Source organism: Nonomuraea sp. NPDC004354 (genome assembly GCF_053602555.1).
Genome location: NZ_JBSGDV010000003.1, coordinates 270,631 through 295,968, shown reverse-complemented (window position 1 = coordinate 295,968; position 25,338 = coordinate 270,631). Strand labels below are relative to the sequence as shown.

The window sequence follows — 25,338 nt, the reverse complement described above, 5'->3', positions numbered from 1 at the left end:
GCAGCACTCGACGACAGCAGGGGAGCAGTGGTGAGCCGGCCGGACGCGCGCACTCTCATCGAGACGGTCCTGGACAAGGGATCGTGGAAGTCATGGGACACGCCGCCCGCCGACCCCTCACAGCCGGGCTCCTCCTATGCCGAAGAGCTGGCCGCCGCCCGCGCGAAGAGCGGCTACGACGAGTCGGTGATCACCGGTGAGGGGTTCCTCGGCGGGCACCGGGTGGCCGTCATGGCCTGCGAGTTCTCGTTCATGGCCGGCTCGATCGGCGTGGCGGCGGCCGAGCGGCTGGTGCTGGCGGTCGAGCGGGCCACCAGGGAGGGGCTGCCGCTGCTGGCCTCGCCCGCCTCCGGCGGCACCCGCATGCAGGAGGGCGCGCTCGCCTTCACCCAGATGATCAAGATCGCGGCGGCGGTGCAGCGGCATCGCGACGCGGGCCTGCCATACATCGTCTACCTGCGGCATCCGACCACCGGTGGCGTCTTCGCCAGCTGGGGCTCGCTCGGGCACGTGACGGCGGCCGAGCCGGGGGCGCTCATCGGGTTCCTCGGCCCGCGAGTGTTCGAGTCGCTGCACGGCTACGCCTTCCCCGAGGGCGTCCAGGTGGCCGAGAACCTGTTCACGCACGGCCTGGTGGACGCGGTCGTCTCGGCCGAGGACGCCCGCGCCATGGCCATCAGCGCGCTGACCGTGCTGACGGCCGGCAGGAGCGGGCTCGAGGCCGGGGCCGCCCCCGAGGAGGACCTGCGTCCGGTGGAGGCGTGGGAGGCCATCACCCGCTCGCGCCGCGACGACCGGCCGGGCATCCGCACGCTGCTCAAGCTCGCCGCCACCGACGTCACCCCGCTGAACGGCACCGGCGAGGGCGAGGCCGATCCGGGGCTGCTGCTGGCCCTGGCCAGGTTCGGCACGGCGCCGGCCGTCGTGCTCGGCCAGGACCGGCGCACGCAGCGGGCGACGGGACCGTTCGGGCCCGCCGGGCTGCGCGTGGCCAGGCGCGGCATGCGACTGGCCGCCGAGCTCGGCCTGCCCCTGGTCACCGTGATCGACACGGCGGGCGCCGCCCTGTCGAAGTCGGCAGAGGAGGGCGGCCTGGCCGCCGAGATCGCCCGCTCGCTGGCCGACCTGGTCATGCTCGACGCGCCGACGGTCTGCCTGCTGCTCGGTGAGGGGGCGGGCGGCGGCGCGCTGGCCCTGCTGCCCGCCGACAGGGTGCTGGCCGCCCAGCACGCCTGGCTGTCGCCGCTGCCGCCCGAGGGCGCCTCGGCCATCCTCTACCGCAGCGTCGACTTCGCCCCCGAGATCGCCCAGGCGCAGGGCGTGCGCGCCACCGACCTGCGCCGCGACGGGATCGTGGACCGCGTCATCCCCGAGCGGCCCGACGCCGCCTACGAGCCGCAGGCCTTCTGCGAGCGGGTGGCGCGGGCGCTGGAGTACGAGATCGCGCGGTTGCTGGCGACGCCGAAGGCGGACAGGTTGCCTGCCCGCCTGGCGCGTTACCGCTCGCTCGGGATCTAGCGCCGCCAGATCTCCTTGCCTGCCTGGTCGTAGCCGACCACGTGCACGTCCAGGTTGTCCTTCGTCGTGCGGGCGGAGAACAGGGTGAAACCGAGACCCCAGGGGTCGGACCGCAGCGTCGCGGTCAGGCGGGCGCCGTCCGGGTAGACGAGCTCGACCTTGGCCGTCTTCTTGACCGTCCATCCGGCGAGGACGTTCTGGCCGTGGCTGTAGGTGGCGTCCTCGATCCTTTGCGGTTCGACGGCGAAGCGCCCCCCGGCCCCCCAGATGATCATGCAGCCGTTCTGGTGGGTGATGCTCGCGCCGCCCTCCAGGACGGCGGCCGGGCCGACGGGCGGGGAGACCGTGCACGCGTCGGGCGCGTCGCCGCCGACCGAGGCCACCGTGTTTCCCCTGGCGTCGCTCAGCACGAACTGCTCGCTGCCGCCGGGGTAGGGGACGGCCCAGATCTTCAGCGGCGCGTCGGCGGGCGCGTACATGGTGCCGCGAGCACCGGACTTCACCGCCTCGACCTGGGTGGCCTCGGATCCGGCCACCCCGATCGCGCTCTTGCCGAGGTCGAGCAGGCGGCGGGCGTCACCCGGCCCGACCGGCTCGAAGGCGTCGCACGTGGTCTTGGTCCCCGGGGTGGAGCGGCACAGGCCGTCCCAGGTCCTGCCGTCGGCGAGCGTCACCTTGCTGAACCACACCTTCGCCTCGCCGATGGTGACCACCTCGCCGATCGGCGGGTGCGGGTCCCAGGCGGGCTTGTCGGCGGGATGGTCGTCGCGCCACAGCTGCCTGCCCGCCTCGTCGTAGCCCACCAGGGTGAAGCCTTCGAGGTAGAGGTCGCCGGTGACGGCCCGCTCACCCGCGAACAGGCTCACCCCCACCTTCCACGGGTCCGGCTTCACCGCCGCCGTCAGCGCCTTGCCGTCCTTGCGGACCAGCTCCACCTTCGCGGTGCCCCGGCGGGCGATGCCGAACCAGTGGCCGCTGTTGACCCGCAGCTGGACCGCCATGGGCTTGCCGCCCAGGTCGTCGAGCGTCAGGTTGTCGACCCTGACCAGGTGGAGCCCCACCTCGCGGCCCTCCAGGGTCCAGATGAGATTGCGGTCGGGGGTGTCGAAGGGCCGCACGCTGAGGTCGCCGAGCTTCACGGCGGCGCCCGCGGGCTTGCCCTGCGCGGACTCGGGGAGCATCGTGATGCCCCGCAGCCGCTGGGAGAGGACGCGGCCGCCGGCGTCGGCGAACTCGTAGGAGGTGACCTGATCCGTGCTGGGGTAGGCGACCGTCCAGATCTTCATCGGGGCCCCCGAGGGCTGGTGGAGGGTGCCGGTGAAACGGGCCCCCTTCGCGGTGACCGCCGTCACCGTCGCCACCTCCTGGCGCGCGCCACCGTAGTCGAGGATGGTCTCACGCAGCGGCACGGACTGGGTCGTCCCCTCGAACCAGCCGGCGTTCCGCATCGCCTTGGCGCCGGCGTTCTCGCCGCACATGCTCGAGGAGGCGCTCCCCGCGTACTGCACGTCCCGGCAGAGCGCGAGCAGGCCCGCGTCGTTCTTGCCGTACCACAGGCGCATCGGGCGGTCCTCGGTCGGGTTGTCGATGACGAGCGCCTCGCCCACCGGCTTCGGGTCCTTCGGCGGGCCCATGGTCGTCTGCCTGTCCTGGCCCCCGTTGAGCAGGAAAGGCACGAGCAGGGCCACCAGCGCGACCGGCAGGGCGGCCAGCAGGACCGGCCAGACCCACCGGCCCCGCCGGACCCGCCGCTGCACCTCGATCCAGGCCGTCGGGCCGGCCTCGAAGGTCATGGCGCGGGCGTCGAGCGCGGCACGCAGCCGCTCTTCCAGGTCGTTCACAGCTTCCCCCTCAGTGCCGCCAGGCCCCGGCTGGCGTGTGTCTTGACCGAACCGGGCGACACGCCCATGGCGTCGGCGATCTCTCGCTCGGACAGGTCGAGCCAGTAGCGCAGGATCAGCGCCTCCCGCTGGCGGCGCGGCAGCGTGTCGAGGGCGGCCAGCAGTTCCCGGTGCTCCTCGGCCACGATGACGGCGTGCTCGCTGCTGCGGGCCGGCTCGGGGGGTTCGGGACGGCGCAGCCGGCTGAGGCGCAGGTGCCGCAGCCGGTTACGGGTCAGGTTGCAGACGGTCGCGCGCAGGTATCCGAGTGCCGCCGCGTCGTCGCGCAGGCGGCGGCCGTGCAGCCTGGCGAACGCCTCCTGTGCGATGTCCTCGGGGTCGTCGGCGCCCAGCAGTCCCGCCAGCCGTACCAGGGACTGGTACTGCGCGGCGAACAGCTCCGCGAAGGTGGGGGCCGCGGGCGCCATGGTGGGTGTTTCCATCACGTACCAGAGACACCCGCCGTGGCGACCGGTTGACCGGAGGAGTCGAGGAAATCGAAACCGCGTACCCGCGCGCCGGGGACGGTCACCGTCCAGATGGAAAGCGGCGCCCCCGCGGGCCGGTGGACGGTGCCGCTGACCGTGGCGCCTTCCACGGTGCGCGCGCGCACGCCGGCCACGCCGGGCCGGGCGGCGCCGTAGTAGAGGTCGCCCTCGCGGTCCTCCGCCCACGCCGGCTCCGGCCGGTCGGACACGTCGTGGCCGCAGGAGCGGGGCCCGCACAGCCGCAGGTCGCCATCCTCGTCGGTGGTGCGGGCGAACCACAGCCGCACCGGCGGGTCCGAGACGGTCAGCACCTGGCCGACCGGCGCCTTGCCCTGCATGACCCGCTGGTAGATCTCGGACGTCTCCGGAGCCTCGCCGCACCCCACCAGGACGAAGGGCACGAGGGCGCATAACCATCGCATGCCAGGGGAGACGCTCGACCGGGCGACCGGTTGACCGGGGTCAGCCGACCGGCAGGCGTTCCACCCTGATCGAGAAGACCTCCTCGCGGGGGACGACCACCTCATAGGCCCCATGGTCGACCATCCAGTAGCCGAGCGCCTCCGCTTTCATGCCACTGTGGCCGGTGTAGGCGATGTGGAGGCCGTCGTCGTCCTCGTCGAGGACCACGCACGGCTCGCCGCCGAACGCGCCGACCGTGCGCACGAGCACCAGCCACTCCAGCTCGGAGCGGTCCACGGTGCGCCGCCAGTAGCCGGAGGCCGCCTCGAAGCCGTCCAGCTCCTCCTCGCTGAACAGCACGACCTCGTCGCTGTCGGGCCCGATCGCCGCCGGGTGGGTGCGGCCCCGGTGGCGGGCGACGAAACCCGACGCCACGGGCACGATCTCGTCGCTCATGACGACGGCCGCCAGGTGAGCCCGTCGTAGGCGGCGAACGGCCGCTCGCCCGCGCCGCTGACGTGCACGATCTCCGCTCCCGCCGGGATGGGCATCGGCGTGGTGTGGAACTGGGGCACCACGTGCTCGCGCGAGGTGGTGAACCCGTTGCCCGCGAACGGCGGCGCGTCGCTCCAGTCGCCGCCCATGTGCGGCCCGTACGGCACCGCGTAGGTGTCCACGTCGCGCGCGTACCACCGCATCAGGTAAAGCTCGGGCACGTGGGCGCTCAGCTCCGATCCCTCGAAGGACAGGTCGAGCCCCAGGAATAACGCCCGGGGCGTGGTCAGCCGCACGCAGTCCTGCACGCGGTAGACGTAGCCGGAGATGACCGTGCGCTTGCCCGAGAGGTAGGGCACGAGCAGCCGGGGCGGCACCACCTTCTGCATCTGCGTCCTACGCTCGTTCACGACACCACTTTACGATCTCTTGGCCGTCACGATCCAAGAACCCCGCCAATCGCGGCGGCCCCTGGTCAGGGCAGCCGGCCCACACCCAGCACCCGGTGCTCGAGGCACGGCAGCGTGGCGCGGGCGGAGGCGGTCAGCTCGGCGTCGAGCTCGACCACCTGCACGCCCGGTGCGCTACCCAGATCGGCGCGCACCACGCCCAGCGGGTCGACCAGCATGCTGCGCCCGACGCCGAACCCGTCGCTCGCCTCGGCGGGATTGGGCGCCTGGTCGACGGCGGCGGTCCACATCGTGTTCTCCAGCGCCCTCGCCCGCACGAGCGTGATCCAGTGGTCCTCCTTGAGGGGGCCCGAGCTCCAGGCCGCGATGACGGCGAACATGTCGGCGCCCCTGTCGACCAGCGCCCTGGCCAGCTCGGGGAAGCGCAGGTCGTAGCAGGTGATGAGCCCGATCCGCAGCCCGGCCAGCTCGACCACCGTGGGCTCGGAGCCGGGGGCCACCAGTTCCGACTCGCGCGAGCCGAAGGAGTCGAACAGGTGGATCTTCCGGTAGGTGGCCCTGACGGCGCCCGAGGCGTCGATCGCGACCGCGGTGTTGTGGACGCGGCCCTCGCCCGGCTCGAAGACGCCGGCGATCACCGCGACGCCGTGGTCGCGGGCCGCCTCGGCCAGGCCGGTCACGAAGGGGCCGTCCAGCGGCTCGGCCAGCTCGGCGATGCGCCTGCCGTACCTGGTCAGGGTGGCCTCGGGGAAGATCGCGAGGTCGGCGCCCTCGGCCCTGGCGATGGCCTCGGTGGCCCGCTTGAGGTTGGTGGCGGGGTCGGGGGAGACGGGCAGCTGGCAGAGGGCGATTCTGGTCACGTCTCGAGACTATGCCCGGCTGGAACCCGGCGGCCAGATCACCCTTACCGGCATCCCGGCCTGTCTGGCCATGGCCACCACGTCGGCGGTGCCGCCCGGGCCGCGCGGCGCGGTGCCGTCCCATACGGCGACCAGCTCGTCGGCCTCGGCCAGCATGGCCTGCGCCGCGGCCAGGTAGGCGGGCACGCCCGCCTCCTCGAAGGGCAGTTCGAGGACGTGGGTGGCCTTGCCGAGCAGCATGTCGTAGGTGTGGCGGGCGTCGGCGGGCAGGCTCTCCCGGTAGCGGCGGGCGGGCAGGACGGCGTGCAGCTCGCCGCCCGCCGCGATGGTCTCGGCCGCGAAGATCTGGTCGGACCCTTCCGCCAGGCACGACACGCCGACCAGGCCGGGACCCGCGCTGGCCAGCTCGTCGCGCAGGGCCTGGCCGACCAGCTCGACCGTGTGCGGCGTGAGCTCGCGGTGTCCCGTCACGGCGAACCTCGTCATCGCGTCCTCACCACCTGGAAGCCCGCCAGGGCCAGGATGCCCGGCAGGTTCCTGATCGTGTCGCGGTCCTTTTCCTTCGCCGATGCTGACAAAGTGGACCAGTCTCCTATATCGGGATGTGTCTTGTTCTCATCATCCCGCAAGGGGCCGTGGGACCAACCGCGGGTCACCATCATGCGTACCCAGCGCACGTGCTCCATCTCCGCCAGGAGCTCGATCTCCTCCTCGGCGAAGGCGAAGCCGAGGTCCGGGTCGACGCGCGGGCCGAGCGCGCACCCGACCTCCTTCAGCTTCCTGCCGATGTCCTCGGCCAGCAGCCGGTTGGACTCCCGCTTGTCCTCCTCGAGCTCCTCCCACGGCACCAGCGAGGAGTTGACCGCGAACCTGCCGCCCCTGCCGCGCTGGTCGGCCAGGTAGTGGTTGTGCGTCGCCTTGGCCAGGGTCTCCACCAGGTCCTCGGCGATCAGCCGCGGGTCGCCCGCCGCGTCGGTCACCGGGAAGACCCTGAGCGCGCCGTCCAGGCCCTCCAGCAGCGTGGAGTCGAAGGCCGCCGCGTGGTCGACGCGGACGACCAGCGAGCCGGGGCCGCCGCCCCACAGCCGCAGCGACGTGAGCGCGACCTTCAGCGCTTGGTCCTGGTCGGGGTAGCAGACGTAGACGCGGCGCGAGGCGTGCGGCAGCACCTCGGGCAGGCTCACCTGCTCCGGCTCCAGGTCGATCGCCTCGAGGTCGCAGGCGGTCAGCAGCAGGTCGTGCCGGGCGCACAGGGCCGCCGTCGCGCCGGTCGCGTCCGTGTCGACGACGGTGACCGGCAACGGCCCGGCCTCCCGCGCCCGCGGGCGCCAGTGCCTGGCCAGCTCCAGCAGCAGCGTCCGGCCGAACGTGCCGAGGCCGATGACCATGACCGGGTCCGGTGTGGTGATCGGGTCGTTGTCCAGCAGCACGCGGGCCGCGAGCGTGTCGGGGTTGAAGAAGTCCAGGTGCAGTCCCGTCGGCCGGGTGAGCCCGAGCCGCCGGGCGCGCAGCGCGGCGCACATGTCGGGGTCGGAGATGAGCCCGTAGGCGGCCAGCGGGCGGGCCTTCGGCCGCGGCAGGGCGTGCGCGGCCAGCGCGATCGCGGTGTTGGTCGCGCTGTCGGCCTCGCAGGCGTACAGGACAGCGGCGCGTTCGATGCCCGCCGCGCGCAGCACGGCGGGATCGCGCGGGTCGCCCTCCACGTGCAGCACCCCGCGGTCGGCGTGGGGCGTGGGGGAGATCCGCACCACGCGGCGGCCGGCCGCGCGCAGGCGCGTGGTCAGCACGCCCGCGATCGGCCCGGTGCCGCAGATGACCGCGTGGCCGCGCGAGCCGCGGGCGCGCAGGCGGCGGATCTCGGTGGAGAACAGCAGCAGCAGACCGGCGACCAGGGCGTAGATCGTCGCGGCGGGGGCGGTGAAGCGGGCCACCTCCAGCGCCCATCCCAGCGGCTTGTGATCGACGTCGAACGGAGCCGGATCGAGGACGAACAGCTGCAGCGAGTAATAGACCAGATCGAAGGCCGAGGCCCCGGGCTCGAGATACGCGGCGAATCCCACCAGGCCGAGAACGAAAGACGCGAGCACCAGTACGGCGAATGACAGCCGCAAAGCCATTACGTCACGATATTTTGTGTCGCCTTTGAAAGTCCAGTTGCTCGTCGTGTATTCATGTCTGCATGGACCCCGTCAATGCGTTTCTCGCCTGGTCCACCGAGGCTGAGGGCTCCGAGTCGGTCATCAGGGCGGTCCAGTCGGTGAAGAGCCAGCTGGCCGAACGTCATTTCGACGTCTACGACTGGAGCGAGCAACCCCATAGCCGCAACATCGGCATCGAGATCCAGGAGCAGATCCGCAGGTCGGACATTCTCATCCTGGAAGGAAGTACGGTTCGCCCCAATTTGGCATTTGAAGTCGGTTTTGCGCGAGCGTTGGATTTGCCTGTCGTCGTCATCAAGCAGGAGGGCACCAGCGAGCTGCCCGAAGACTTCGGCGCGCCGCGATACCTCAACTATCCGAGTGCCAGCAACGACGCCGGGTTCAGCAAATTCGAGACCGATTTCGGCAGGTTGCTCGACCGTCTGGAGCTGGAGTCGCTCAGCCCCGGCCACCGGGCGCTGCGCCGCAAGCTGACCCAGCTGCACGGCGGCCTGCAGTCGGTGCTCAGCAACCACGACAGCGACCACCCGCAGCTGCACCTGCGCAGTGGCTGGCTGGAGGCGCTCGCCTCCGAGGTGCGCAACTCCGGCCCGTCCAACCTCGTCACCGACGCCGACTACTACTCCCACTGCTTCGCCGAGCTGCGCGACTGGAACGACGGCCCGATCAGGGCCATCGCCGACCTGACCGACAACACCGAGACCTTCTGGCAGACCGACCTCGAGCACCCCGAGCTGATGAGCTCCCAGGTCACCGAGCGGATCTTCCTCATCGACTGGAAGCTGTTCTTCCAGGGCGAGGCGGAGCTGTCACGGCACATGTCCATGTGGCGCGACCACATCGGCAGCCTGGCCGACAGCAGCTACGAGATCTACGTGGCCGCCGTCGACGACGTGGGGCTCGGCGTGCGCCACCCCTTCGGCGACACCGCCGTCGGCGCCCACCTGCTGCTGCTCAACCCCGACTGCATCGGCGGCTACCGGAGCAGGCTCGACAGCGACTTCGGCGAGCGGCGCATGCTCCACATCGAGCGCGACCGCCACCGTTTCAACCTGGCCAACCGCTACTACGACGCGGTCAAGGCGCGGGCGGTGCGGTTCGACCCCAACCACGACTTCCACACCCTCAAGCGCGAGTGGCTGCGCAAGCTGGAGATCGGCAGGTGGGACGAGCACTGGACGCTGCGCACCGAGCACCGCTCCCCGGCCTACTTCGACCGCTACGACCAGCACATCCGCACCTGGATCCCGATGTACGACGACCTGATCCAGGACTGCTCGGCCACCGTCGCCAGCGAGATCCTGCGCATCTTCCAGGAGATCGACATGTCGGTCTCGGTCCTGGAGATCGGGTACGGCACCGGCAGCCTCACCTCCGCGATCGTCCCGTGGATCCGCACCCTGTGCGAGCCGTTCGAGCAGCTCGGCCAGCTCTACCCGGTCGACCGGTACCGCGCGATGGACCGCGCAGTGCAGATGCGCAAGCTCGCCCACAAGAAGATCGGCGACGACCTGAACCGCTGGGTGCGCCTGCTCAACAAGACCGCGTGGGACGACGTCGAGGACAACATCACCTACAACGTCATCTTCGGCTCGCTCGTCACCCACTTCCTGTTCGGCCAGAACCCCACCGACGAGTCGATCGACTCCTTCTTCGCCGAGTGCGCCAGGCGCCTCGAACCCGGCGGTAGCCTCGTCTTCTCCGACTGCTTCGCCCCCGACGACGACCACGAGCGCACGTCGGCGGTGGCCGCCTGGCGGACCTGGATGATCGACAACGGTCTCTCGGAGGACTACGCGGAGGCCTACCTGGCCGGCAACCAGGACATGGTCAACGCCGTGTCCGTGCCCCGCGTCGCGGCGGGCGCCGAGCGTCACGGCCTGCGCCTGGTCAAGGAGAAGCTGGTCGGCTCCACGCAGATGTTCCGCCTGCTGGTGTTCCGCTCCGCGCGCTGAGCGCCGCGGCGTAGGCCAGCGCCTGCGCCCGCGCGCAGGCGCCCACGGCCTCGTCGGGCGGCAGGAACCGCGGATCGTGCAGGCCGGCGTGGACGAACCCGGGCGCGCCGCCCAGCCCGACGAAGGCCATCAGCGTCGGCCACGCGGTGCCGTAGTGGGCGAAGTCGTCGCCGCCGCACGAGTGCCAGGCCGGGGCCGGCGCGAACCCGGCCGTCGCCGCCCCGCGCCTGGCCGCCTCGGCCAGCGCGGGGTCGTTGACCAGCGGCGGCTCGCTCTTGGTGACGGTCAGCCTCGCGGCGCACCCGTGGGCGGCGGCCACGTGCTCGGCGCACTCCCTGACGGCCGACAGCAGCGCGCGCTGGTCGGCGGTGTCCAGCGCGCGGAGCGTGACCAGCGCGTGGCCGGCGCCGGGGATCACGTTCTCCGCGGTGCCCGCGTGGACGGCCCCCACGGTGAGCGTGGCGCCGTGGACCGGGTCGATCCGCCGCCCCACCAGCCCGTGCAGCGCCACCACCAGGTGCGAGAGCGCCAGCACCGGGTCCCTCGTGCGGTGCGGGTAGGCGGCGTGCCCGCCGAGCCCCTCGACGTCGATCCTGATCGCGTCGGCCGCCGCGTTGACCGTGCCGGGGTCGGCGCCGATCGTGCCCCACGGCAGGTCGGGGTGGACGTGCACGGCGACCACCGACTCCACCCCCTCCGCCGCCAGCTCGCCCTCGCGCAGCAGCGCCACGGCGCCCGACGGGTGCCGCTCCTCGCACGGCTGGAAGACGGCCACCAGCGGCGCGGGCAGTTCCGTCCTGCTCGCCGCCCGCACCAGCGCGACCAGCGCGGCCAGGTGCACGTCGTGGCCGCAGGCGTGCATGTGCCCGTTGGCCGAGGCGAAGGCCGCGCCGGTCAGCTCGGCCAGCGGCAGCCCGTCGAGCTCGGCGCGGACGCCGATCGCGGGCTCGCCCTCCGGCCCCACCCTGACGATCATCCCGGTGCCCGCCACGACCCGGTGGGGCAGCGGCAGGTGCTCGGCGATGACGCCGCAGGTCTCCACCTCCGCGCCCCCCGGTTCGGGTACGGCATGCAGCCGGTGACGCAGGCGGATCGCGTCAGGCAACTCGTCGTCCAGCAGGCGAAGGAGAGCGCTCAGCGTCACGAACGGAGTATGAGCCGGTTCGGCACCGGTTTCCACCAGGTGAGCATCCGCCACACCCATTCGAGCGGGCCGTATCTGAACACCGACAGCCACCACCAGCTGAACAGCAGCTGCGCGAGCACCGTCACGCCCGCCACGGCGAGCACCGGCCAGCGCATCGGCGCGGTCAGCACGATGACCACGGTGCCCGAGACGTAGTTGGTCAGCGCCATCCTGCCCATCGGCTCCAGCCAGCGTGGCCGCAGGAACAGCACGAGCGTGGAGTAGGCGGCGGCGCCCGCGAGCGCCGCCGTCACGTAGACCCACCACTCGTCGGTCCGCAGGTAGAGCGAGCCGAGCGCCGCCGAGACGACCGCCGACACGCCGAACCCCGGCAGCAGCCACCCGCGGCCCGGCCGCAGGTCCATCAGCGCCATGCCGATCAGGAACAGCCCGGGGATGATCAGGATGCCGCCGCCCACCCACACGCCCCACGCGGTGGCCGCCACCCCGAGCACCAGGACGGGCCAGCCGCCCGACAGGAACGAGGCCGGCAGCAGCACGCCGATGCCGAACAGCGCGTAGTCGGTCAGCACCTCACCCTCGTACCAGGTGTGCTGGATCAGCCCGAACACCAGCAGCCACAGCAGCCTGCGCAGCAGCACCCACCGGCCGGCGCCGCGCAGCACCAGCGCGAAGCTGACGCCGAACAGCAGCGAGAAGATCGGGTAGAAGCGGCCCTGGAGGAACGTCTCGACCCACCACTCGCTGTCCGGCGCCTGGGCGTGCTGCCAGGTGTTGACCAGCATGATGCCGCACACCGCGAAGCCGCGGAGCGCGTCGAGCTCTCTGATGCGCGTCACAGGAACCAGGACCACCACCATACGGGGAAACCGGCCGCGATCACGGGGGCGGGATGTTCGGAAGTGTACGAGCCTCGGGGCGGACACGCGCGGTCGATCGAGGGCGACCCGGGTGATCACGCCTCGAGACCAATAGTGTGGTCTCGTGAGCGATCCCCTTGTTTCCCGCATGCGACGGTTCGGCACCACGATCTTCGCCGAGATGAGCGCGCTGGCCGTACGGACCGGGGCGATCAACCTGGGGCAGGGATTCCCCGACACCGACGGCCCGCCCGCGATGCTCGACCGCGCGGTGGAGGCGATCAGGTCGGGTGCCAACCAGTACCCGCCGGGTCCGGGCCTGCCCGAGCTGCGGCAGGCGGTGGCCGAGCATCGGCGGCGGCACTACGACCTGGCCTACGATCCCGACGGCGAGGTGCTGGTCACCGTGGGCGCCACCGAGGCGATCGCCGCCGCCGTGCTGGCGCTGTGCGAGCCGGGCGACGAGGTCATCGCCTTCGAGCCCTACTACGACTCCTACGCCGCCTCCATCGCGCTGGCCGGGGCCCGGCTGGTCGCCGTCACCCTGCGCCCGGTGGCGGGGCGCTTCACCTTCGACCCCGACGAGCTGCGCGCCGCCGTGACGCCGCGCACCAGGGCGATCCTGGTCAACTCACCGCACAATCCGACGGGCACCGTGTTCGATCGCGAGGAGCTGGAGATCATCGCCGAGCTGTGCGCCGAACGCGACCTGCTGGCGATCACCGACGAGGTGTACGAGCACCTGACCTTCGACGGCGTCGAGCACGTGCCCATGGCCACGCTGCCCGGCATGCGCGAGCGCACCGTGATGATCTCCTCGGCGGGCAAGACGTTCTCGGTGACCGGGTGGAAGACCGGCTGGGTCTGCGCGCCGCCCGAGCTGGTGCGGGCCGTCCAGACCGTCAAGCAGTTCCTGACCTTCACCGCCAACGGGCCCTGGCAGCTCGCCGTGGCCCACGGCCTGCGCGAGGAGCTCGACTGGGTCGCCGGGCTGCGCGCCGGCCTGGAGGGCAAACGTGACCGGCTGCTGAGCGGGCTGGCGGCGGCCGGGTTCGAGGTGCTCAGACCGGCCGGCACCTACTTCGTGCAGACCGACATCAGGCCGCTCGGCTTCACCGACGGCCTGGAGCTGACCAGGCGGCTGCCCGAGCTGGCGGGGGTGGTGGCGATCCCCACCCAGGTCTTCTACGACCACCCCGACCGGGGCCGCCACTTCGTCAGGTTCGCCTTCTGCAAGAAGGACGAGGTCATCGACGAGGCGGTGACCAGGCTCAAGCGGCTCGGCGGGTAGGGGCGGTCAGGAGATCACCTTCACCGGCAGCTTGCGCTGCCTGACCGCGCCACGCACCGCCTTGGCCAACTGCGCGTACTCCGCGGCCCTGGCCGAGCTCGCCCGGTAGGCCATGCCGATCGTCCTGCCGGGCGCCGGAGGGGCGAACCTGCGCAGCGCCAGCCGTACCCGCTTGCCGGTCTCCACCGGCACCGCCGACTCCGGCAGCAGGGTCACCCCGAGGCCGCCCGCCACCAGCTGGACCAGGGTCGGCAGGCTGGTGGCGTAGGTGGTCGCGGTGGCCCGCGCGCCCACCTCCCTGCACACGTCGATCGCCTGCTCGCGCAGGCAGTGGCCCTGGTTGAGCAGCACGATGTCGAGCCCCTTCAGCGCCGACCTGCGCAGTGGCCCCTCCTCGGCGGCCAGCGGATGGCCCTCCGGTACGGCCAGCAGGAAGTCCTCGTCGTAGAGCGGCTCCTCCACCAGCCCGCTCGTCTCGGTCGGCAGCGCCAGCAGCACCAGGTCGAGCCTGCCCTCCCGGACCTCCTCGACGATCGTCTCGGTCTTGGCCTCGTGGACGGTCAGCTTCAGCAGCGGGAAGCGCTTGGCGAACATCGGCAGCAGGGCGGGCAGCACGTACGGTGCGACCGTCGGGATCACGCCCAGGTGCGCGGGACCGCTGAACGGCTCGCGGTTCCTGGCCACCTCCCCGACCAGGTCGTCGACCGCGGCCAGCACCCGCGTCGCGTGCACCGCCACCCGCTCGCCGGCCGGGGTCAGCAGCACCTTGCGGGTGGTCCGCTCCAGCAGCTGGGTGTCGAGGATCTCCTCCAGCGCGGACACCGACCCCGACAGCGCGGGCTGGCTCATCCTGAGCGCGGTGGCGGCCTCCCGGAAGTGCAGATGGTCGGCCACGGCAAGGAATGCCCGCAGCTGAGCGAGGGTGGGTATGGGCTCACTGATAGGAATCACCTCTCAGATTGGTCCGACTGCTCGATTTCTCGGATCAATGTTAGATGCGGCAACCTGGAGGCACTGACAACGACGTCCTGCAAGGAGACATAGACGTGCTCACCGTTGGTGACAAGTTCCCCGAGTACGAGCTCACCGCCTGCGTCGACCTCGACCCCGAGAAGGCGTTCGCGGAGATCAACCACAAGACCTACGAGGGCAAGTGGCGCGTGGTGTTCTTCTGGCCCAAGGACTTCACCTTCGTGTGCCCCACCGAGATCGCCGAGTTCGGCCGGCTCAACGAGGACTTCGCCGACCGCGACGCCCAGGTGCTCGGCGTCTCCGTCGACTCGGAGTTCGTCCACCACGCCTGGCGCAAGGACCACGAGGACCTGCGCGACCTGCCCTTCCCGATGCTGAGCGACATCAAGCGCGAGCTGTCGTCGGCGCTCGGCGTCCTCGGCGAGGACGGCGTCGCCCAGCGCGCCACCTTCATCGTCGACCCCAACAACGAGATCCAGTTCTCGATGGTGACCGCGGGCTCGGTCGGCCGCAACGTCAAGGAGGTCCTGCGGGTCCTCGACGCCCTGCAGTCCGACGAGCTGTGCCCCTGTAACTGGAACAAGGGCGACAAGGGCCTCGACGCCAAGGCGCTGCTCGGCGCATGAGTATCGACAACCTGAAGTCGGCGCTGCCCGACTACGCCAAGGACACCAAGCTCAACCTGGGCTCGGTCACGACGACGTCGTCGCTGACCGACCAGCAGCTGTGGGGCGCGGTCCTGGCGTGCGCGCTGGCCACCAGGTCCGCGCGGGTCATCGCCGAGGTCGCCGAGGAGGCCTCGGCCATCCTGTCGGCCGAGGCGTTCAAGGCGGCCAAGGCCGCCGCCTCGATCATGGCGATGAACAACGTCTACTACCGCGCCACCCACCTGATCGGCGACGAGCAGTACAGCACCATGCCGGCCAAGCTGCGCATGACCGTCATCGGCAACCCCGGCGTCGACAAGGTCGACTTCGAGCTGTGGTGCCTGGCGGTCTCCGCGGTCAACGGCTGCGGGCGCTGCCTGGAGTCGCACGAGCAGGTGCTGCGCGGCTCGGGCATGCCGCGCGAGCAGATCCAGGAGGCGCTGCGGATCGCCGCCGTCGTCAACGCGACGGCCGCGACCCTGGAGGCCGAGGCCGCCCTCGTGACGGTCTGACCCGCCTGGACGAAGGGCGTCCCCCATTCCGGGGGGCGCCCTTCGTGCTGTCCTGAGGCCGGTCAGCTGTCCAGGAACTCCTCCACGGCCGCCGCGAACTCCCCGGGCGCCGCCGAGTGGATCAGGTGCCCCACGTCGATGGTGACGAGCTTGGCGCCCGGGATGAGGCCGGCCAGCGGCGTGGCGTCGACATGGCTGGACGGCCCGCCCGACAGCACCAGCGTGGGAGCGGTGATGCGGGCCAGCCCCTCAGCCCACGCCGGGTCGGGCGAGACGAACTGGTGCTCGGTCTCGACCATCATGGGGGAGTCGTCCTCCAGCGGCGGCCGGTCCAGCGGCAGCGGCGCCGGCGGATCCTCCAGCACCAGGACCGAGACCAGGTCGGGGTACCTCATGGCCAGGTGGTAGGCGACCGCGCCGCCCAGCGAGTGCCCGATCAGCGCCGCCCGCTCCACGCCGAGCATCCTGAGCAGCGCCGCCACGTCCTCGGCCATCTCGGGAAGCGCGTAGCCGTCCGGCCGCTCGCTGGCGCCGTGGCCGCGCAGGTCGGGCGCGATCACGTGGAAGCGCTCGGCGAAGCGGCGGGTGTGCGGGTTCCAGTGGTTGTGGTCGGCGGTACGGCCGTGCAGCAGGACCAGGGCGGGCGCGGTCGGATCGCCTTCCTCCCGGTAGGCGAGCTCGACGCCGTTGACGTGTGCGGTGCGAATCACGTCCGTGAGGCTACCTTCGTGAGAAACGACCGTCAGGCGGCGCCCCCGGTCCTCGTCCCGGGCGCGTCCGCCATGCCACCCGCCCCATCATGGGCAAAGGTTGCCAATGAACGCCCTCCCCGGCGTGGGTAGCGTCGCGACCGTGGGTGAACGGGTACTCGTCGCGCTCGGCGGCAACGCCATGACCGGCCCGGACGGCAGCGCCGCGCCGGGCGAGCAGCGGGCCGCGGTCGAGGCGGCCATGCTCCAGGTCAGGGCGCTCATCGACGCGGGACACCAGGTGGTGCTGACCCACGGCAACGGCCCGCAGGTCGGCAACCTGCTGCTGAAGAACCAGCTGGCCGCCTCCGTCGTGCCGCCCGTGCCGCTCGACTGGTGCGGCGCCCAGACCCAGGCCACCATCGGCACGCTCATCATGAACGCGCTCGGCGGCCGCAGCGCCACCGTCGTCACCCGCACCCTGGTCGACGCGCGTGACCCCGCCTTCGAGGAGCCGGTCAAACCGATCGGGCGCTACTTCAGCGAGGCGGAGGCGCGCAGGTTCGAGAAGCTCGGCCAGAGCTGGCGGCGCTTCGAGCGCGGCTGGCGGCGCGTGGTCGCCTCGCCCGAGCCGCTGGAGATCCTCGACGCGGGCGCCGCGACCGCGCTGATCGCCGCGGGGTTCACCGTCGTGGCCGCCGGCGGCGGGGGAGTGCCCGTCGTGCGGCAGGCCGACGGGCGGCTGACCGGCGTGGAGGCCGTCGTCGACAAGGATCTGGCGGCCGCGCTGCTGGCGCGTGCCGTACAGGCCGAGGTGCTGATCATCGCGACCGACGTGCCGAACGCCGTCGTCGGGTACGGCGGGCCTGACCCGCGGCCCGTCGGCCGGATCTCCGCCGGCGAGCTGCGTGTCCTGCACGCCGCCGGGCACTTCGCCGGAGGGAGCATGGGACCGAAGGTGGAGGCGGCCCTGCGTTTCGTCGCAGGCGGGGGCAGGCAGGCCGTGATCACCTCCTTGGAGCACATCGCGAACGCCGATGTCGGTACGAGAGTGGAGAGATAGATGCCGGAACCGATCGAAGTGCGCAAGGTCGCCATCGAGAGCGTGACCGACGCCTCAGGGCTGGAGAAGCTCATCGACGACGGGGTCATCGAGGCGCACAGGGTGCTCGCGGTGATCGGCAAGACCGAGGGCAACGGCGGTGTGAACGACTACACCCGCATCCTGGCCGACACGGCCTTCCGCGAGGTGCTGGCCAGGAAGGGGCATCCCGCGCCCGAGAGCGTGCCGCTGGTCTGGTCGGGCGGCACCGACGGGGTGCTGAGCCCGCACGCCACCATCTTCGCCACCACCGCGAACGCGCCCGCCACCGACGAGCCCAGAGTGTCGGTCGGCGTCGCGATGAGCGAGGTCATCCTGCCGGAGGACATCGGCCGCCCGGCCATGGTGGAGAAGGTCGCCGCCGGCGTGCGCGAGGCCATGAAGGTGGCCGGCATCGACGACCCGCGCGACGTCCACTACGTCCAGACCAAGACGCCGCTGCTCACGCTGGCCACCATCACCGACGCCAAGAACCGCGGCAAGGACACCGCCATCGAGGAGACGGGGCCGTCCATGGACCTGTCGAACTCCACCACCGCGCTCGGCATCGCCGTCGCGCTCGGCGAGATCGAGATGCCCGGCGCCGACCAGATCCACCGCGACCTGTCGCTCTACAGCAGCGTCGCCTCCTGTTCCAGCGGCGTCGAGCTGGACCGGGCGCAGATCGTCGTCGTCGGCAACGTGCGCGGGATCGGCGGCCGCTACCGCATCGGGCACAGCGTCATGAAGGACGCCCTCGACGCCGACGGCATCTGGGCGGCCATCCGCGACTCCGGCATCCCGCTGCCCGAGCGGCCGCACCCCTCCGACCTGGGCAGCCGTCTCGTCAACGTGTTCATGAAGTGCGAGGCCGACCCGTCGGGCCGGGTGCGCGGGCGGCGCAACATCATGCTCGACGACTCCGACGTGCACTGGCACCGCCAGATCAAGGCCACGGTCGGCGGCGTCGCCGCCTCGGTCACCGGCGATCCGGCGGTGTTCGTCTCCGTCGCCGCCGTCCACCAGGGACCCTCGGGCGGCGGCCCGGTCGCCGCGATCGCCGACCTGTCCTGACCCCGTACGGCGCGGCGGCCGACGCCCTCCACCACCGGCAGGGCGCGGTGGCCGCGCCGCTATCGCGCCTCGAGGTGCTCGACGTTGGCCCTGTCGGCGGGATCGGCGCTGGGCTCGCCCGCGAACCACGCGTCGAGGATCTCCACCAGCAGCGGCTCGGAGACCGCGCGCAGGCTCAGCGCCAGCACGTTGGCGTCGTTCCACCTGCGCGCGCCGTCTGCGGTGTAGGCGTCGGCGCACAGCGCCGCCCGCACCCCGCGCACCTTGTTGGCCGCGATCGAGGCGCCGGTGCCCGTCCAGCAGCACACCACCGCCTGGTCGGCCCTTCCCTCGGCCACGTCGCGCGCCGCCGCCTCGCTGGCCCACGCCCAGTCGTCACGCTCGGCGGGGTCGAGCGCCCCGTGGGCGATCACCTCGTGGCCCCGCTCGCGCAGCTCCCGCACCAGCTTCGCGGCCACTCCGTCGAGGCTGTCGGCCGCCACCGCGATCCGCATGGCTCAGTCCACTTCCGCGCTGCCGTTGACCCGGAGCTTACGGCGGGCGCGCTCGTAGAAGGTCGTCGTGCCCAGCCGTACCACCCGGGCGGCGCCCGAGACGGCGGTCGCGGTCACGCGGTCGCCGGGGGACAGCCGGCCCATCACCATGCCGTCGACCTCCACGGCCAGCGTGCCGCTGGAGGGCAGCAGCTCCAGGGTGACCCGCTCGTTGGCCGACAGCATCACCGCCCTGTTGAACGTCGAGTGCGCCGCGGCGGGCACCACGAGGAACCCTTCGACCAGCGGCGAGACGATCGGCCCTCCCGCCGAGAAGCTGTAGGCGGTCGAGCCGGTCGAGGTGGCGAGGATGACCGCGTCGGCCGCGTAGCGCACGAACGGGTGTCCCTGCACGGCGACGGCGACCGCGGCGATCCCGTCGCCAGGCACCCGCACCAGCGCGATGTCGTTGAAGGCGGTGACCTCGTGCCCGTCGGTCAGCGTCGTCCGCACCGCCATGCGCGGCTCCACCGTGTAGCGGTGCTCGTCGATGGCCGACAGGGCCTCGGGCAGCTCGTCGACGTCGATCTCGGCGAGGAAGCCGAGCTTGCCGAGGTTCACGCCGAGGACGGGCGTCTCCAGGCCCGCGATCAGCCGCATCGTGCGCAGCATCGTGCCGTCGCCGCCCAGGCTGACCAGCAGGTCGGCGCGCTTGCACAGCTCCTCGGGTTCGACCGCGATCGCGCTGCAGTGGATGCGGTCCACCTCGTCGGGCAGGCCGAGCACCGTGACGCCCCTGGAGACCGCCCACGAGATGATCGTCTGGATCGCCGTCTCGGAGTCACGCCTGGGGTGCAGGACCAGGCCAACCGTTCCGATCATGCCCATGTGCTTCACTGTACGCGGCGCCGCCGGGTGACCGTCCACCGCGACCACACGTGATGCGCCGGTAGTCTGGTCGTTTGTGCCGAGCATTCCGCAACCCCTGGTGCCCAGCGACGACGGCGGCGCCGACGCCTCCGTCGCCGCCGCGCTGACCGCCTTCTCCTCCGGCACGGCCGACGCCACCGCCGTCCTGTCGGCCCTCAGCGGCACCAGGCTGCTGGTGCCCGTCGTGGCGCTGCTGACCTCGTCCGAGGTCGGCGAGCACGGGCTCAAGCAGGAGAAGGAGAGCGAGATGGCGCTCCCCAAGCTGATCGGCAAGGACGGCAGGGAGGCGGTGCTCGCCTTCACCGGCGTCGAGGCGCTCACCAGGTGGCGGCCCGACGCGCGGCCCATCCAGGCCACGACGCCGCAGGTCTGCCAGGCGGCCGTCCACGAGGGGGCGGCGGCCGTGGTGGTCGACGTGGCGGGGCCGGTGCCGTTCGTCATCGAGGGCGGCGTGCTGGAGGCGATGGCCGCGGTCGAGTCCGGCAGGCTCGACGACGTGGGCCCGTCGGTGACGGTGGCCCGCTTCGCCCCCGCGCCCGCTCCCAGGCGCCGCCGCTTTCCCTGGTCCCGCCGGTCCTGACCGCGCGCGCGGGACAGCAGGGGTGACCGCGGCCGGCGTTCCGCGCGACGGCCGTGACCGCGGGCGTCCGCGACGGGCGAGTCCAACGCCATCGTGACAGCGGGGGGCGTTCCGCGCGACGGCCGTGACGGAAGGACCTGACAGCCGCCGCCGCACCCGCGAGGATGAGCGGGTGGTGGTCTGGGCGGCGGTGGCCGGCTTCGTCGTGGGGTACGTCGTGCGCGCGCTGGCCGAGGGCTTCGAGGCCGACCCCGTGGACACCCGCGCCGAGGCGCGGCGGGTGCTGCGCGGCCTGCGCCGCCGGCCGTCCCTGCGGTTCCCGACCGTCGAACTGGCCACGGCGGCGGTGTTCGCGCTGCTCACCTGGCGGATGCCGGCGGCGTACCTGCCCGCGCTGCTCTACGCGGCAGCGGCGGGCGTCCTGCTCGCCCTGATCGACTGGCGCACCCAGCGGCTGCCCGACCTGATCACCCTGCCGTCCTACCCGATCCTCGCCCTCCTCCTGCTGCCCACCGGGCGGCTCCCCGAGGCGCTGCTCGGCGGCCTCGCCCTGCTGGTCCTGTACGGCGTGCTGTGGTTCGTCCGGCCCACCGCCATGGGCCTCGGCGACGTGAAGCTGGCCGGCCTCATCGGCATGGCCGCCGGCGCGGTGGGCTGGAACGCCTGGGTCGCCGCGGCGCTCGCGGGCCAGTTGCTCGGCGCGCTCTACGCCCTCACCCTCCTTGTCACGAAAAAGGCGGATAAGTCGACCGAATTTCCATTCGGGCCCTTCATGATCGTCGGGGCGCTCTGTCTCGCCTGGTGAGCCATGGCGATCCCACCGCTCCGTACATGGAAGACTTGTCAGCATGTTGCGCTGGTTGACCGCCGGAGAGTCCCACGGCCCCGAACTCGTCGCCATCCTCGAAGGCCTGCCCGCGGGCGTGGAGGTGACCACGGCCGCCATCGACGAGGCGCTGCGCCGGCGCCGTCTCGGCTACGGCCGCGGTGCGCGGATGAAGTTCGAGGAGGACAAGGTCTCCATCGTCGGCGGCCTGCGCCACGGTCGCACGCTCGGCAGCCCCGTCGCCGTCCGCGTCGGCAACACCGAGTGGCCCAAGTGGGAGAAGGTCATGGCGGCCGACCCCGTCGACCCCGCCGAGTTGGAGGGCCTGGCCCGCAACGCGCCCCGCTCGCGCCCCAGGCCCGGCCACGCCGACCTGGCCGGCATGCAGAAGTACGGCTTCGACGACGCCCGCCCGGTGCTCGACAGGGCCAGCGCCCGCGAGACCGCGGCCAGGGTGGCGCTCGGCGAGGTCGCCAGGCGCTTCCTCAAGCAGGCGCTCGGCGTCGAGATCCTCAGCCACGTGGTCTCGATCGGCGCCGCCCAGTCGCCAGGCAACGTCTTCCCGGTCCCCGGCGACCTCGAGGCCATCGACGGCGACCCGGTGCGCTGCATCGACCCCGAGGGCAGCGCCGCCATGGTCGCCGAGATCGACAAGGCGCACAAGGACGGCGACACCCTCGGCGGCGTCGTCGAGGTCCTCGCCTACGGCCTGCCGCCGGGCCTCGGCAGCTACACCCACTGGGACCGCCGCCTCGACTCCCGCCTGGCCGCCGCGCTCATGGGCATCCAGGCCATCAAGGGCGTGGCGGTCGGCGACGGCTTCGAGACCGCCAGGCGTCCCGGCTCGCAGGCCCACGACGAGATCGAGTACACCACCGACGACGGCGTCAGGCGCATCACCAACCGGGCCGGCGGCGTCGAGGGCGGCATGACCAACGGCGAGGTGCTGCGGGTCAGCGCCGCGATGAAGCCGATCTCCACCGTCCCGAGGGCGCTGGCCACCATCGACGTCAAGACCGGCGAGGCGGCCAAGGCCCACCACGAACGCTCCGACGTGTGCGCGGTGCCCGCCGCCGGCATCGTGGCCGAGGCCATGGTGGCGCTGGTGCTGGCCGACGCGGCCCTGGAGAAGTTCGGCGGCGACTCCGTCGAGGAAGTCGCCCGCAACCTGTCCGGCTACCTCTCATCCATGGTGATCAAATGACCAAGGCCGTGCTGATCGGCCCTCCCGGGTCGGGCAAGACGACGGTCGGCCGCCTGCTGGCGGAGCGGCTCGGCGTCGCCTTCCGTGACACCGACGCCGACGTCGAGTCGGTCGCGGGCAAGCCCGTCAGCGACATCTTCATCGAGGACGGCGAGGCGCGCTTCCGCGAGCTCGAGCACGAGGCCGTCCGCACGGCCCTGGCCGAGCACGACGGCGTCCTCGCCCTCGGCGGCGGCGCGATCCTGCACGAAGGCACCCAGGCGTTGCTCGACGGGCACACCGTCGTCTACCTCCAGGTGGGGCTCGCCGACGCGGTCCAGCGGGTCGGCCTCGGCTCGGCCCGTCCGCTGCTGGTGCTCAACCCGCGCAGCCAGCTGAAGAAGCTGATGGACGAGCGCCGTCCTGTCTACGAACGGCTCGCCGTGCTCACCGTGGCCACCGACAAGCGCGATCCGGGCGACCTGGTCGAGGAGATCGTGAAGGGGCTGCCCGCATGAGCGCCACGCGCATCACCGTGCGCGGCGACAGCCCCTACGACGTCGTCGTCGGCACCGGCGTGCTGGGCGAGCTGCCCGGCCTGCTCGGCGAGGGCGTGCGCACCGTCGCCGTCGTCCACCCCGCCACGCTGCCCGAGATCTCCCGTCCCGTGTGCGGGGCCCTGGAGGCGGCCGGCTACGACGTGGTCGCGCTGCCCGTCCCCGACGGCGAGTCGGCCAAGACCGTCGAGGTCGCCGCCCAGCTGTGGTCGGCTTTCGGCCGCTACGGCATCAGCCGCTCCGACGCCGTCGTCGGCGTGGGCGGCGGCGCCACCACCGACCTGGCGGGCTTCGTCGCCGGCACCTGGCTGCGCGGCGTCAAGGTCGTCATGGTTCCCACCACGCTCCTGGCCATGGTCGACGCCGCCGTCGGCGGCAAGAACGGCATCGACACCCCCGAGGGCAAGAACCTGGTCGGCACCTTCCTGCCGCCGGCCGGCGTGCTGTGCGACCTGGCGACGCTGCCCTCGATGCCGCGCGCCGACTACGTCGCCGGCCTCGCCGAGATCATCAAGGGCGGCTTCATCGCCGACCCGACGATCCTCATGCTGGTCGAGGACGATCCCGAAGGGGCCACCAGGCCGGAGGGCGAGCACACCCGCCAGCTCATCGAGCGCAAGATCCAGGTCAAGGCCGACGTCGTCGGCGCCGACCTGCGCGAGGCGGGCCTGCGCGAGATCCTCAACTACGGCCACACCCTCGCCCACGCCATCGAGCGTGCCGAGCACTACCAGATCCGCCACGGCGAGGCCGTCGCGATCGGCATGGTCTACGCCGCCGAGCTGTCCCGCCTGGCGGGCCGCGCCGACCTGGTGGAGCGCACCCGCTCCATCCTCACCTCGGTGGGTCTGCCCACCGCCTACCGCAAGGACGCCTGGCCCGAGCTGCGCGACCACATGCGGCTCGACAAGAAGAACCGCGGCGCCAAGCAGCGCTTCGTCGTCCTCGACGGCCTGGCCAGGCCCGGCCGGCTCGAGGACCCGCCGGAGGAGCTGCTGGAGGCCGCCTACCGCGAGGTGGCTCGATGATCTACGTGCTCAACGGCCCCAACCTGTCGCGCCTCGGCACCCGCGAGCCCGACGTCTACGGCGCCGCCACCTTCGAGGACCTGCGCGCGCTGTGCGTCGCGACCGGACGCGAGCTCGGCCTCCACGTCGAGGTGCGGCAGACCGACGACGAGGCCGAGCTGATCGGCTGGATCCACGAGGCGGCCGACGGCAAGATCCCCGTCGTCCTCAACCCCGCTGCCTTCACCCACTACTCCTACGCCCTGCGCGACGCCATCGCCCAGCGCACCGCGCCGCTGATCGAGGTGCACATCTCCAACCCCGCCGCGCGTGAGGAGTTCCGCCACACCTCGGTCGTGGCGGCCGTCGCCACCGGCACCATCGCCGGCTTCGGGCTCCAGTCCTACGTGCTGGCCCTGCGGGCCATCGCGGACCTGGTGCGATGACCCGCTACCGCTCCTTCGTCGCGCTGGGCGACAGCTTCACCGAGGGGCTGAACGACCCCGGCGCGAACGGCCGCTTCCGCGGCTGGGCCGACCGGGTCGCCGAACGGCTGGCCCAACTCGAGCCCGACTTCCACTACGCGAACCTCGCCGTGCGGGGCAAGCTCCTCGACCAGATCGTCGCCGAGCAGGTCCCGGCGGCCGTCGCGATGCGGCCCGACCTGGTCAGCTTCTGCGCGGGCGGCAACGACCTGCTCCGGCCCGGCAGCGACCCCGACAGGATGGCCAAGAAGCTCGCCGGCGCCGTCGCCGAGCTGCGCGCGACGGGCGCCGAGGTGCTGTTGTTCACCGGCGTCGACCCGCGCGACACGCCGCTCATGCGGCGCATGCGCGGCAAGTTCGCCATCTTCTACCTGCACGTGCGCTCCATCGCCGACCGGTACGGCTGCCGCGTCGTCGACCAGTGGTCCCTGCAGTCGATCCGCGACTGGCGGGCGTGGAGCGACGACCGGCTCCACATGAACGAGGAGGGCCACCGCCTGGTCGCCGCCAGGGTGCTCGACGTGCTCGAGGTACCGTGCGACGACTCCTGGCTCAGGCAGTGGCCGGCCCGCACCGTCGACCCCAGGGTCAAGCGGCGGGAGGACGCCCGCTGGGTGCGGGAGTTCCTGGTGCCGTGGATGAGCCGGCGCCTGCGCGGCACCTCCTCGGGCGACGGCCTCGACCCCAAGCGCCCCACCCTGGAGCGGTGGAAGCTCCCCTAGTGCCGTTGTCGGTGTGGTGGGTCCCGCCGACGGGGCGGATATATCAGACTTGAGCGATGGCGGAACGGGTCCAGGTTCGGCAGATCGATGACGACGAGGGTCGTCGGCTGCTGCGGATGGTGCGGCGGGCACGGG

At 72.1% G+C, this 25,338-nt stretch carries 28 protein-coding genes; 14 read left to right on the top strand and 14 right to left on the bottom strand.

What is annotated here, in order from left to right; translation table 11 throughout:
* The first annotated feature begins 27 nt into the window (after nt 1-27).
* Nucleotides 28-1,518, top strand: coding sequence for a carboxyl transferase domain-containing protein (locus ACWENQ_RS12085; protein WP_354907489.1), 1,491 nt, complete (start codon nt 28-30; stop codon nt 1,516-1,518).
* On the opposite strand, the gene ACWENQ_RS12080 is transcribed toward ACWENQ_RS12085, so the two are convergent.
* From ACWENQ_RS12080 to ACWENQ_RS12045, 8 genes are all read right to left on the bottom strand, one after another.
* Complete coding sequence (locus ACWENQ_RS12080) at nt 1,515-3,359, bottom strand: hypothetical protein (protein WP_452414078.1); 1,845 nt, start codon at nt 3,357-3,359, stop codon at nt 1,515-1,517. The genes ACWENQ_RS12085 and ACWENQ_RS12080 overlap by 4 nt on opposite strands.
* Complete coding sequence (locus ACWENQ_RS12075; RefSeq protein WP_452414077.1) at nt 3,356-3,841, bottom strand: sigma-70 family RNA polymerase sigma factor; 486 nt, start codon at nt 3,839-3,841, stop codon at nt 3,356-3,358. Before ACWENQ_RS12075 ends, ACWENQ_RS12080 begins: the two co-directional genes overlap by 4 nt.
* Nucleotides 3,841-4,287 (bottom strand): hypothetical protein, encoded by a 447-nt coding sequence (locus ACWENQ_RS12070; protein WP_452414075.1) that lies wholly within the window; start codon nt 4,285-4,287, stop codon nt 3,841-3,843. The genes ACWENQ_RS12075 and ACWENQ_RS12070 overlap by 1 nt, the downstream gene beginning before the upstream one ends.
* Before the next feature lie 61 nt (nt 4,288-4,348).
* Nucleotides 4,349-4,744, bottom strand: coding sequence for a hypothetical protein (locus ACWENQ_RS12065; protein WP_354907485.1), 396 nt, complete (start codon nt 4,742-4,744; stop codon nt 4,349-4,351).
* Nucleotides 4,741-5,193 carry a hypothetical protein gene (locus ACWENQ_RS12060; protein ID WP_354907484.1) on the bottom strand — a complete coding sequence of 151 codons (453 nt, stop codon included), beginning with the start codon at nt 5,191-5,193 and terminating at the stop codon, nt 4,741-4,743. Before ACWENQ_RS12060 ends, ACWENQ_RS12065 begins: the two co-directional genes overlap by 4 nt.
* 65 nt (nt 5,194-5,258) lie before the next feature.
* Nucleotides 5,259-6,053 (bottom strand): carbon-nitrogen hydrolase family protein, encoded by a 795-nt coding sequence (locus ACWENQ_RS12055; RefSeq protein WP_449924041.1) that lies wholly within the window; start codon nt 6,051-6,053, stop codon nt 5,259-5,261.
* Nucleotides 6,054-6,062: 9 nt separating this feature from the next.
* Nucleotides 6,063-6,539, bottom strand: coding sequence for a hypothetical protein (locus tag ACWENQ_RS12050; RefSeq protein WP_452414073.1), 477 nt, complete (start codon nt 6,537-6,539; stop codon nt 6,063-6,065).
* On the bottom strand, nt 6,536-8,170 hold the full coding sequence (locus ACWENQ_RS12045) for a RyR domain-containing protein (RefSeq protein WP_452414072.1): 1,635 nt from the start codon (nt 8,168-8,170) through the stop codon (nt 6,536-6,538). Before ACWENQ_RS12045 ends, ACWENQ_RS12050 begins: the two co-directional genes overlap by 4 nt.
* A 62-nt stretch (nt 8,171-8,232) precedes the next feature.
* Here ACWENQ_RS12045 and ACWENQ_RS12040 point away from each other — a divergent pair, with 62 nt between their 5' ends.
* Complete coding sequence (locus tag ACWENQ_RS12040) at nt 8,233-10,167, top strand: hypothetical protein (protein ID WP_449924032.1); 1,935 nt, start codon at nt 8,233-8,235, stop codon at nt 10,165-10,167.
* On the opposite strand, the gene ACWENQ_RS12035 is transcribed toward ACWENQ_RS12040, so the two are convergent.
* Entirely contained in the window at nt 10,103-11,311 is a 1,209-nt protein-coding gene (locus ACWENQ_RS12035; protein WP_452414070.1) for a M20 metallopeptidase family protein, read from the bottom strand. The genes ACWENQ_RS12040 and ACWENQ_RS12035 overlap by 65 nt on opposite strands.
* Nucleotides 11,308-12,153 (bottom strand): DUF418 domain-containing protein, encoded by an 846-nt coding sequence (locus tag ACWENQ_RS12030; RefSeq protein WP_452414069.1) that lies wholly within the window; start codon nt 12,151-12,153, stop codon nt 11,308-11,310. Before ACWENQ_RS12030 ends, ACWENQ_RS12035 begins: the two co-directional genes overlap by 4 nt.
* A gap of 145 nt (nt 12,154-12,298) precedes the next feature.
* On the opposite strand from ACWENQ_RS12030, the gene ACWENQ_RS12025 reads away from it, so the two are divergent.
* Nucleotides 12,299-13,465, top strand: coding sequence for a pyridoxal phosphate-dependent aminotransferase (locus tag ACWENQ_RS12025; protein WP_452414067.1), 1,167 nt, complete (start codon nt 12,299-12,301; stop codon nt 13,463-13,465).
* 6 nt (nt 13,466-13,471) lie between these two features.
* On the opposite strand, the gene ACWENQ_RS12020 is transcribed toward ACWENQ_RS12025, so the two are convergent.
* Nucleotides 13,472-14,416 (bottom strand): LysR substrate-binding domain-containing protein, encoded by a 945-nt coding sequence (locus ACWENQ_RS12020; protein WP_449924021.1) that lies wholly within the window; start codon nt 14,414-14,416, stop codon nt 13,472-13,474.
* A 95-nt stretch (nt 14,417-14,511) separates the two neighbouring features.
* On the opposite strand from ACWENQ_RS12020, the gene ACWENQ_RS12015 reads away from it, so the two are divergent.
* Nucleotides 14,512-15,063: a peroxiredoxin gene (locus ACWENQ_RS12015; RefSeq protein ID WP_354907475.1), complete on the top strand. Its 552-nt coding sequence runs from the start codon at nt 14,512-14,514 to the stop codon at nt 15,061-15,063.
* Nucleotides 15,060-15,596, top strand: a complete 537-nt coding sequence (locus ACWENQ_RS12010; protein WP_449924018.1) for a carboxymuconolactone decarboxylase family protein — start codon at nt 15,060-15,062, stop codon at nt 15,594-15,596. Before ACWENQ_RS12015 ends, ACWENQ_RS12010 begins: the two co-directional genes overlap by 4 nt.
* A gap of 62 nt (nt 15,597-15,658) precedes the next feature.
* Here ACWENQ_RS12010 and ACWENQ_RS12005 read toward each other — a convergent pair whose 3' ends face one another.
* The gene (locus tag ACWENQ_RS12005; protein ID WP_452414066.1) at nt 15,659-16,306 is read right to left on the bottom strand and encodes an alpha/beta fold hydrolase; all 648 of its coding nucleotides are present in this window, start codon (nt 16,304-16,306) and stop codon (nt 15,659-15,661) included.
* Nucleotides 16,307-16,448: 142 nt separating this feature from the next.
* Here ACWENQ_RS12005 and ACWENQ_RS12000 point away from each other — a divergent pair, with 142 nt between their 5' ends.
* Together ACWENQ_RS12000 and bar are read left to right on the top strand one after the other, a co-directional pair.
* The gene (locus ACWENQ_RS12000) at nt 16,449-17,348 is read left to right on the top strand and encodes a carbamate kinase (RefSeq protein ID WP_452414064.1); all 900 of its coding nucleotides are present in this window, start codon (nt 16,449-16,451) and stop codon (nt 17,346-17,348) included.
* Nucleotides 17,349-18,440: a barbiturase gene (gene bar, locus ACWENQ_RS11995; RefSeq protein WP_452414062.1), complete on the top strand. Its 1,092-nt coding sequence runs from the start codon at nt 17,349-17,351 to the stop codon at nt 18,438-18,440.
* 59 nt (nt 18,441-18,499) lie between these two features.
* Here the strand turns inward: bar and ACWENQ_RS11990 are convergent, their stop codons facing one another.
* Together ACWENQ_RS11990 and ACWENQ_RS11985 are read right to left on the bottom strand one after the other, a co-directional pair.
* Nucleotides 18,500-18,934 (bottom strand): RpiB/LacA/LacB family sugar-phosphate isomerase, encoded by a 435-nt coding sequence (locus tag ACWENQ_RS11990; RefSeq protein ID WP_452414061.1) that lies wholly within the window; start codon nt 18,932-18,934, stop codon nt 18,500-18,502.
* Nucleotides 18,935-18,937: 3 nt separating this feature from the next.
* Nucleotides 18,938-19,801 (bottom strand): NAD(+)/NADH kinase, encoded by an 864-nt coding sequence (locus ACWENQ_RS11985; RefSeq protein WP_354907469.1) that lies wholly within the window; start codon nt 19,799-19,801, stop codon nt 18,938-18,940.
* Nucleotides 19,802-19,877: 76 nt separating this feature from the next.
* Here ACWENQ_RS11985 and ACWENQ_RS11980 point away from each other — a divergent pair, with 76 nt between their 5' ends.
* From ACWENQ_RS11980 to ACWENQ_RS11950, 7 genes are all read left to right on the top strand, one after another.
* Nucleotides 19,878-20,423, top strand: a complete 546-nt coding sequence (locus tag ACWENQ_RS11980; RefSeq protein ID WP_449924006.1) for an SseB family protein — start codon at nt 19,878-19,880, stop codon at nt 20,421-20,423.
* A 172-nt stretch (nt 20,424-20,595) separates the two neighbouring features.
* A complete protein-coding gene (locus tag ACWENQ_RS11975; RefSeq protein ID WP_452414059.1) occupies nt 20,596-21,228 on the top strand; it encodes a prepilin peptidase in 633 nt (210 codons plus the stop codon).
* Between the two features lie 43 nt (nt 21,229-21,271).
* Nucleotides 21,272-22,453: a chorismate synthase gene (gene aroC / locus ACWENQ_RS11970; protein WP_452414058.1), complete on the top strand. Its 1,182-nt coding sequence runs from the start codon at nt 21,272-21,274 to the stop codon at nt 22,451-22,453.
* Nucleotides 22,450-22,950: a shikimate kinase gene (locus ACWENQ_RS11965; RefSeq protein ID WP_449923997.1), complete on the top strand. Its 501-nt coding sequence runs from the start codon at nt 22,450-22,452 to the stop codon at nt 22,948-22,950. Before aroC ends, ACWENQ_RS11965 begins: the two co-directional genes overlap by 4 nt.
* The gene (aroB, locus tag ACWENQ_RS11960) at nt 22,947-24,017 is read left to right on the top strand and encodes a 3-dehydroquinate synthase (RefSeq protein WP_452414056.1); all 1,071 of its coding nucleotides are present in this window, start codon (nt 22,947-22,949) and stop codon (nt 24,015-24,017) included. Before ACWENQ_RS11965 ends, aroB begins: the two co-directional genes overlap by 4 nt.
* Nucleotides 24,014-24,442, top strand: a complete 429-nt coding sequence (aroQ, locus tag ACWENQ_RS11955) for a type II 3-dehydroquinate dehydratase (RefSeq protein ID WP_449923992.1) — start codon at nt 24,014-24,016, stop codon at nt 24,440-24,442. The genes aroB and aroQ overlap by 4 nt, the downstream gene beginning before the upstream one ends.
* On the top strand, nt 24,439-25,203 hold the full coding sequence (locus ACWENQ_RS11950) for an SGNH/GDSL hydrolase family protein (protein ID WP_452414054.1): 765 nt from the start codon (nt 24,439-24,441) through the stop codon (nt 25,201-25,203). The genes aroQ and ACWENQ_RS11950 overlap by 4 nt, the downstream gene beginning before the upstream one ends.
* The last annotated feature ends 135 nt before the right edge of the window (nt 25,204-25,338 follow it).

What these genes read in the sequence shown, in the direction of transcription:
- ACWENQ_RS12050 (WP_452414073.1), bottom strand. Translation starts at nt 6,539, where the DNA reads ATGACGAGGTTCGCCGTGACGGGACACCGCGAGCTCACGCCGCACACG.
- aroQ (WP_449923992.1), top strand. Translation starts at nt 24,014, where the DNA reads ATGATCTACGTGCTCAACGGCCCCAACCTGTCGCGCCTCGGCACCCGC.
- ACWENQ_RS11985 (WP_354907469.1), bottom strand. Translation starts at nt 19,801, where the DNA reads ATGGGCATGATCGGAACGGTTGGCCTGGTCCTGCACCCCAGGCGTGAC.
- ACWENQ_RS12075 (WP_452414077.1), bottom strand. Translation starts at nt 3,841, where the DNA reads ATGGAAACACCCACCATGGCGCCCGCGGCCCCCACCTTCGCGGAGCTG.
- ACWENQ_RS11965 (WP_449923997.1), top strand. Translation starts at nt 22,450, where the DNA reads ATGACCAAGGCCGTGCTGATCGGCCCTCCCGGGTCGGGCAAGACGACG.
- ACWENQ_RS11950 (WP_452414054.1), top strand. Translation starts at nt 24,439, where the DNA reads ATGACCCGCTACCGCTCCTTCGTCGCGCTGGGCGACAGCTTCACCGAG.
- ACWENQ_RS12045 (WP_452414072.1), bottom strand. Translation starts at nt 8,170, where the DNA reads ATGGCTTTGCGGCTGTCATTCGCCGTACTGGTGCTCGCGTCTTTCGTT.
- aroC (WP_452414058.1), top strand. Translation starts at nt 21,272, where the DNA reads ATGTTGCGCTGGTTGACCGCCGGAGAGTCCCACGGCCCCGAACTCGTC.
- bar (WP_452414062.1), top strand. Translation starts at nt 17,349, where the DNA reads ATGCCGGAACCGATCGAAGTGCGCAAGGTCGCCATCGAGAGCGTGACC.
- ACWENQ_RS12010 (WP_449924018.1), top strand. Translation starts at nt 15,060, where the DNA reads ATGAGTATCGACAACCTGAAGTCGGCGCTGCCCGACTACGCCAAGGAC.
- ACWENQ_RS12040 (WP_449924032.1), top strand. Translation starts at nt 8,233, where the DNA reads ATGGACCCCGTCAATGCGTTTCTCGCCTGGTCCACCGAGGCTGAGGGC.
- ACWENQ_RS12065 (WP_354907485.1), bottom strand. Translation starts at nt 4,744, where the DNA reads ATGAGCGACGAGATCGTGCCCGTGGCGTCGGGTTTCGTCGCCCGCCAC.
- aroB (WP_452414056.1), top strand. Translation starts at nt 22,947, where the DNA reads ATGAGCGCCACGCGCATCACCGTGCGCGGCGACAGCCCCTACGACGTC.
- ACWENQ_RS11990 (WP_452414061.1), bottom strand. Translation starts at nt 18,934, where the DNA reads ATGCGGATCGCGGTGGCGGCCGACAGCCTCGACGGAGTGGCCGCGAAG.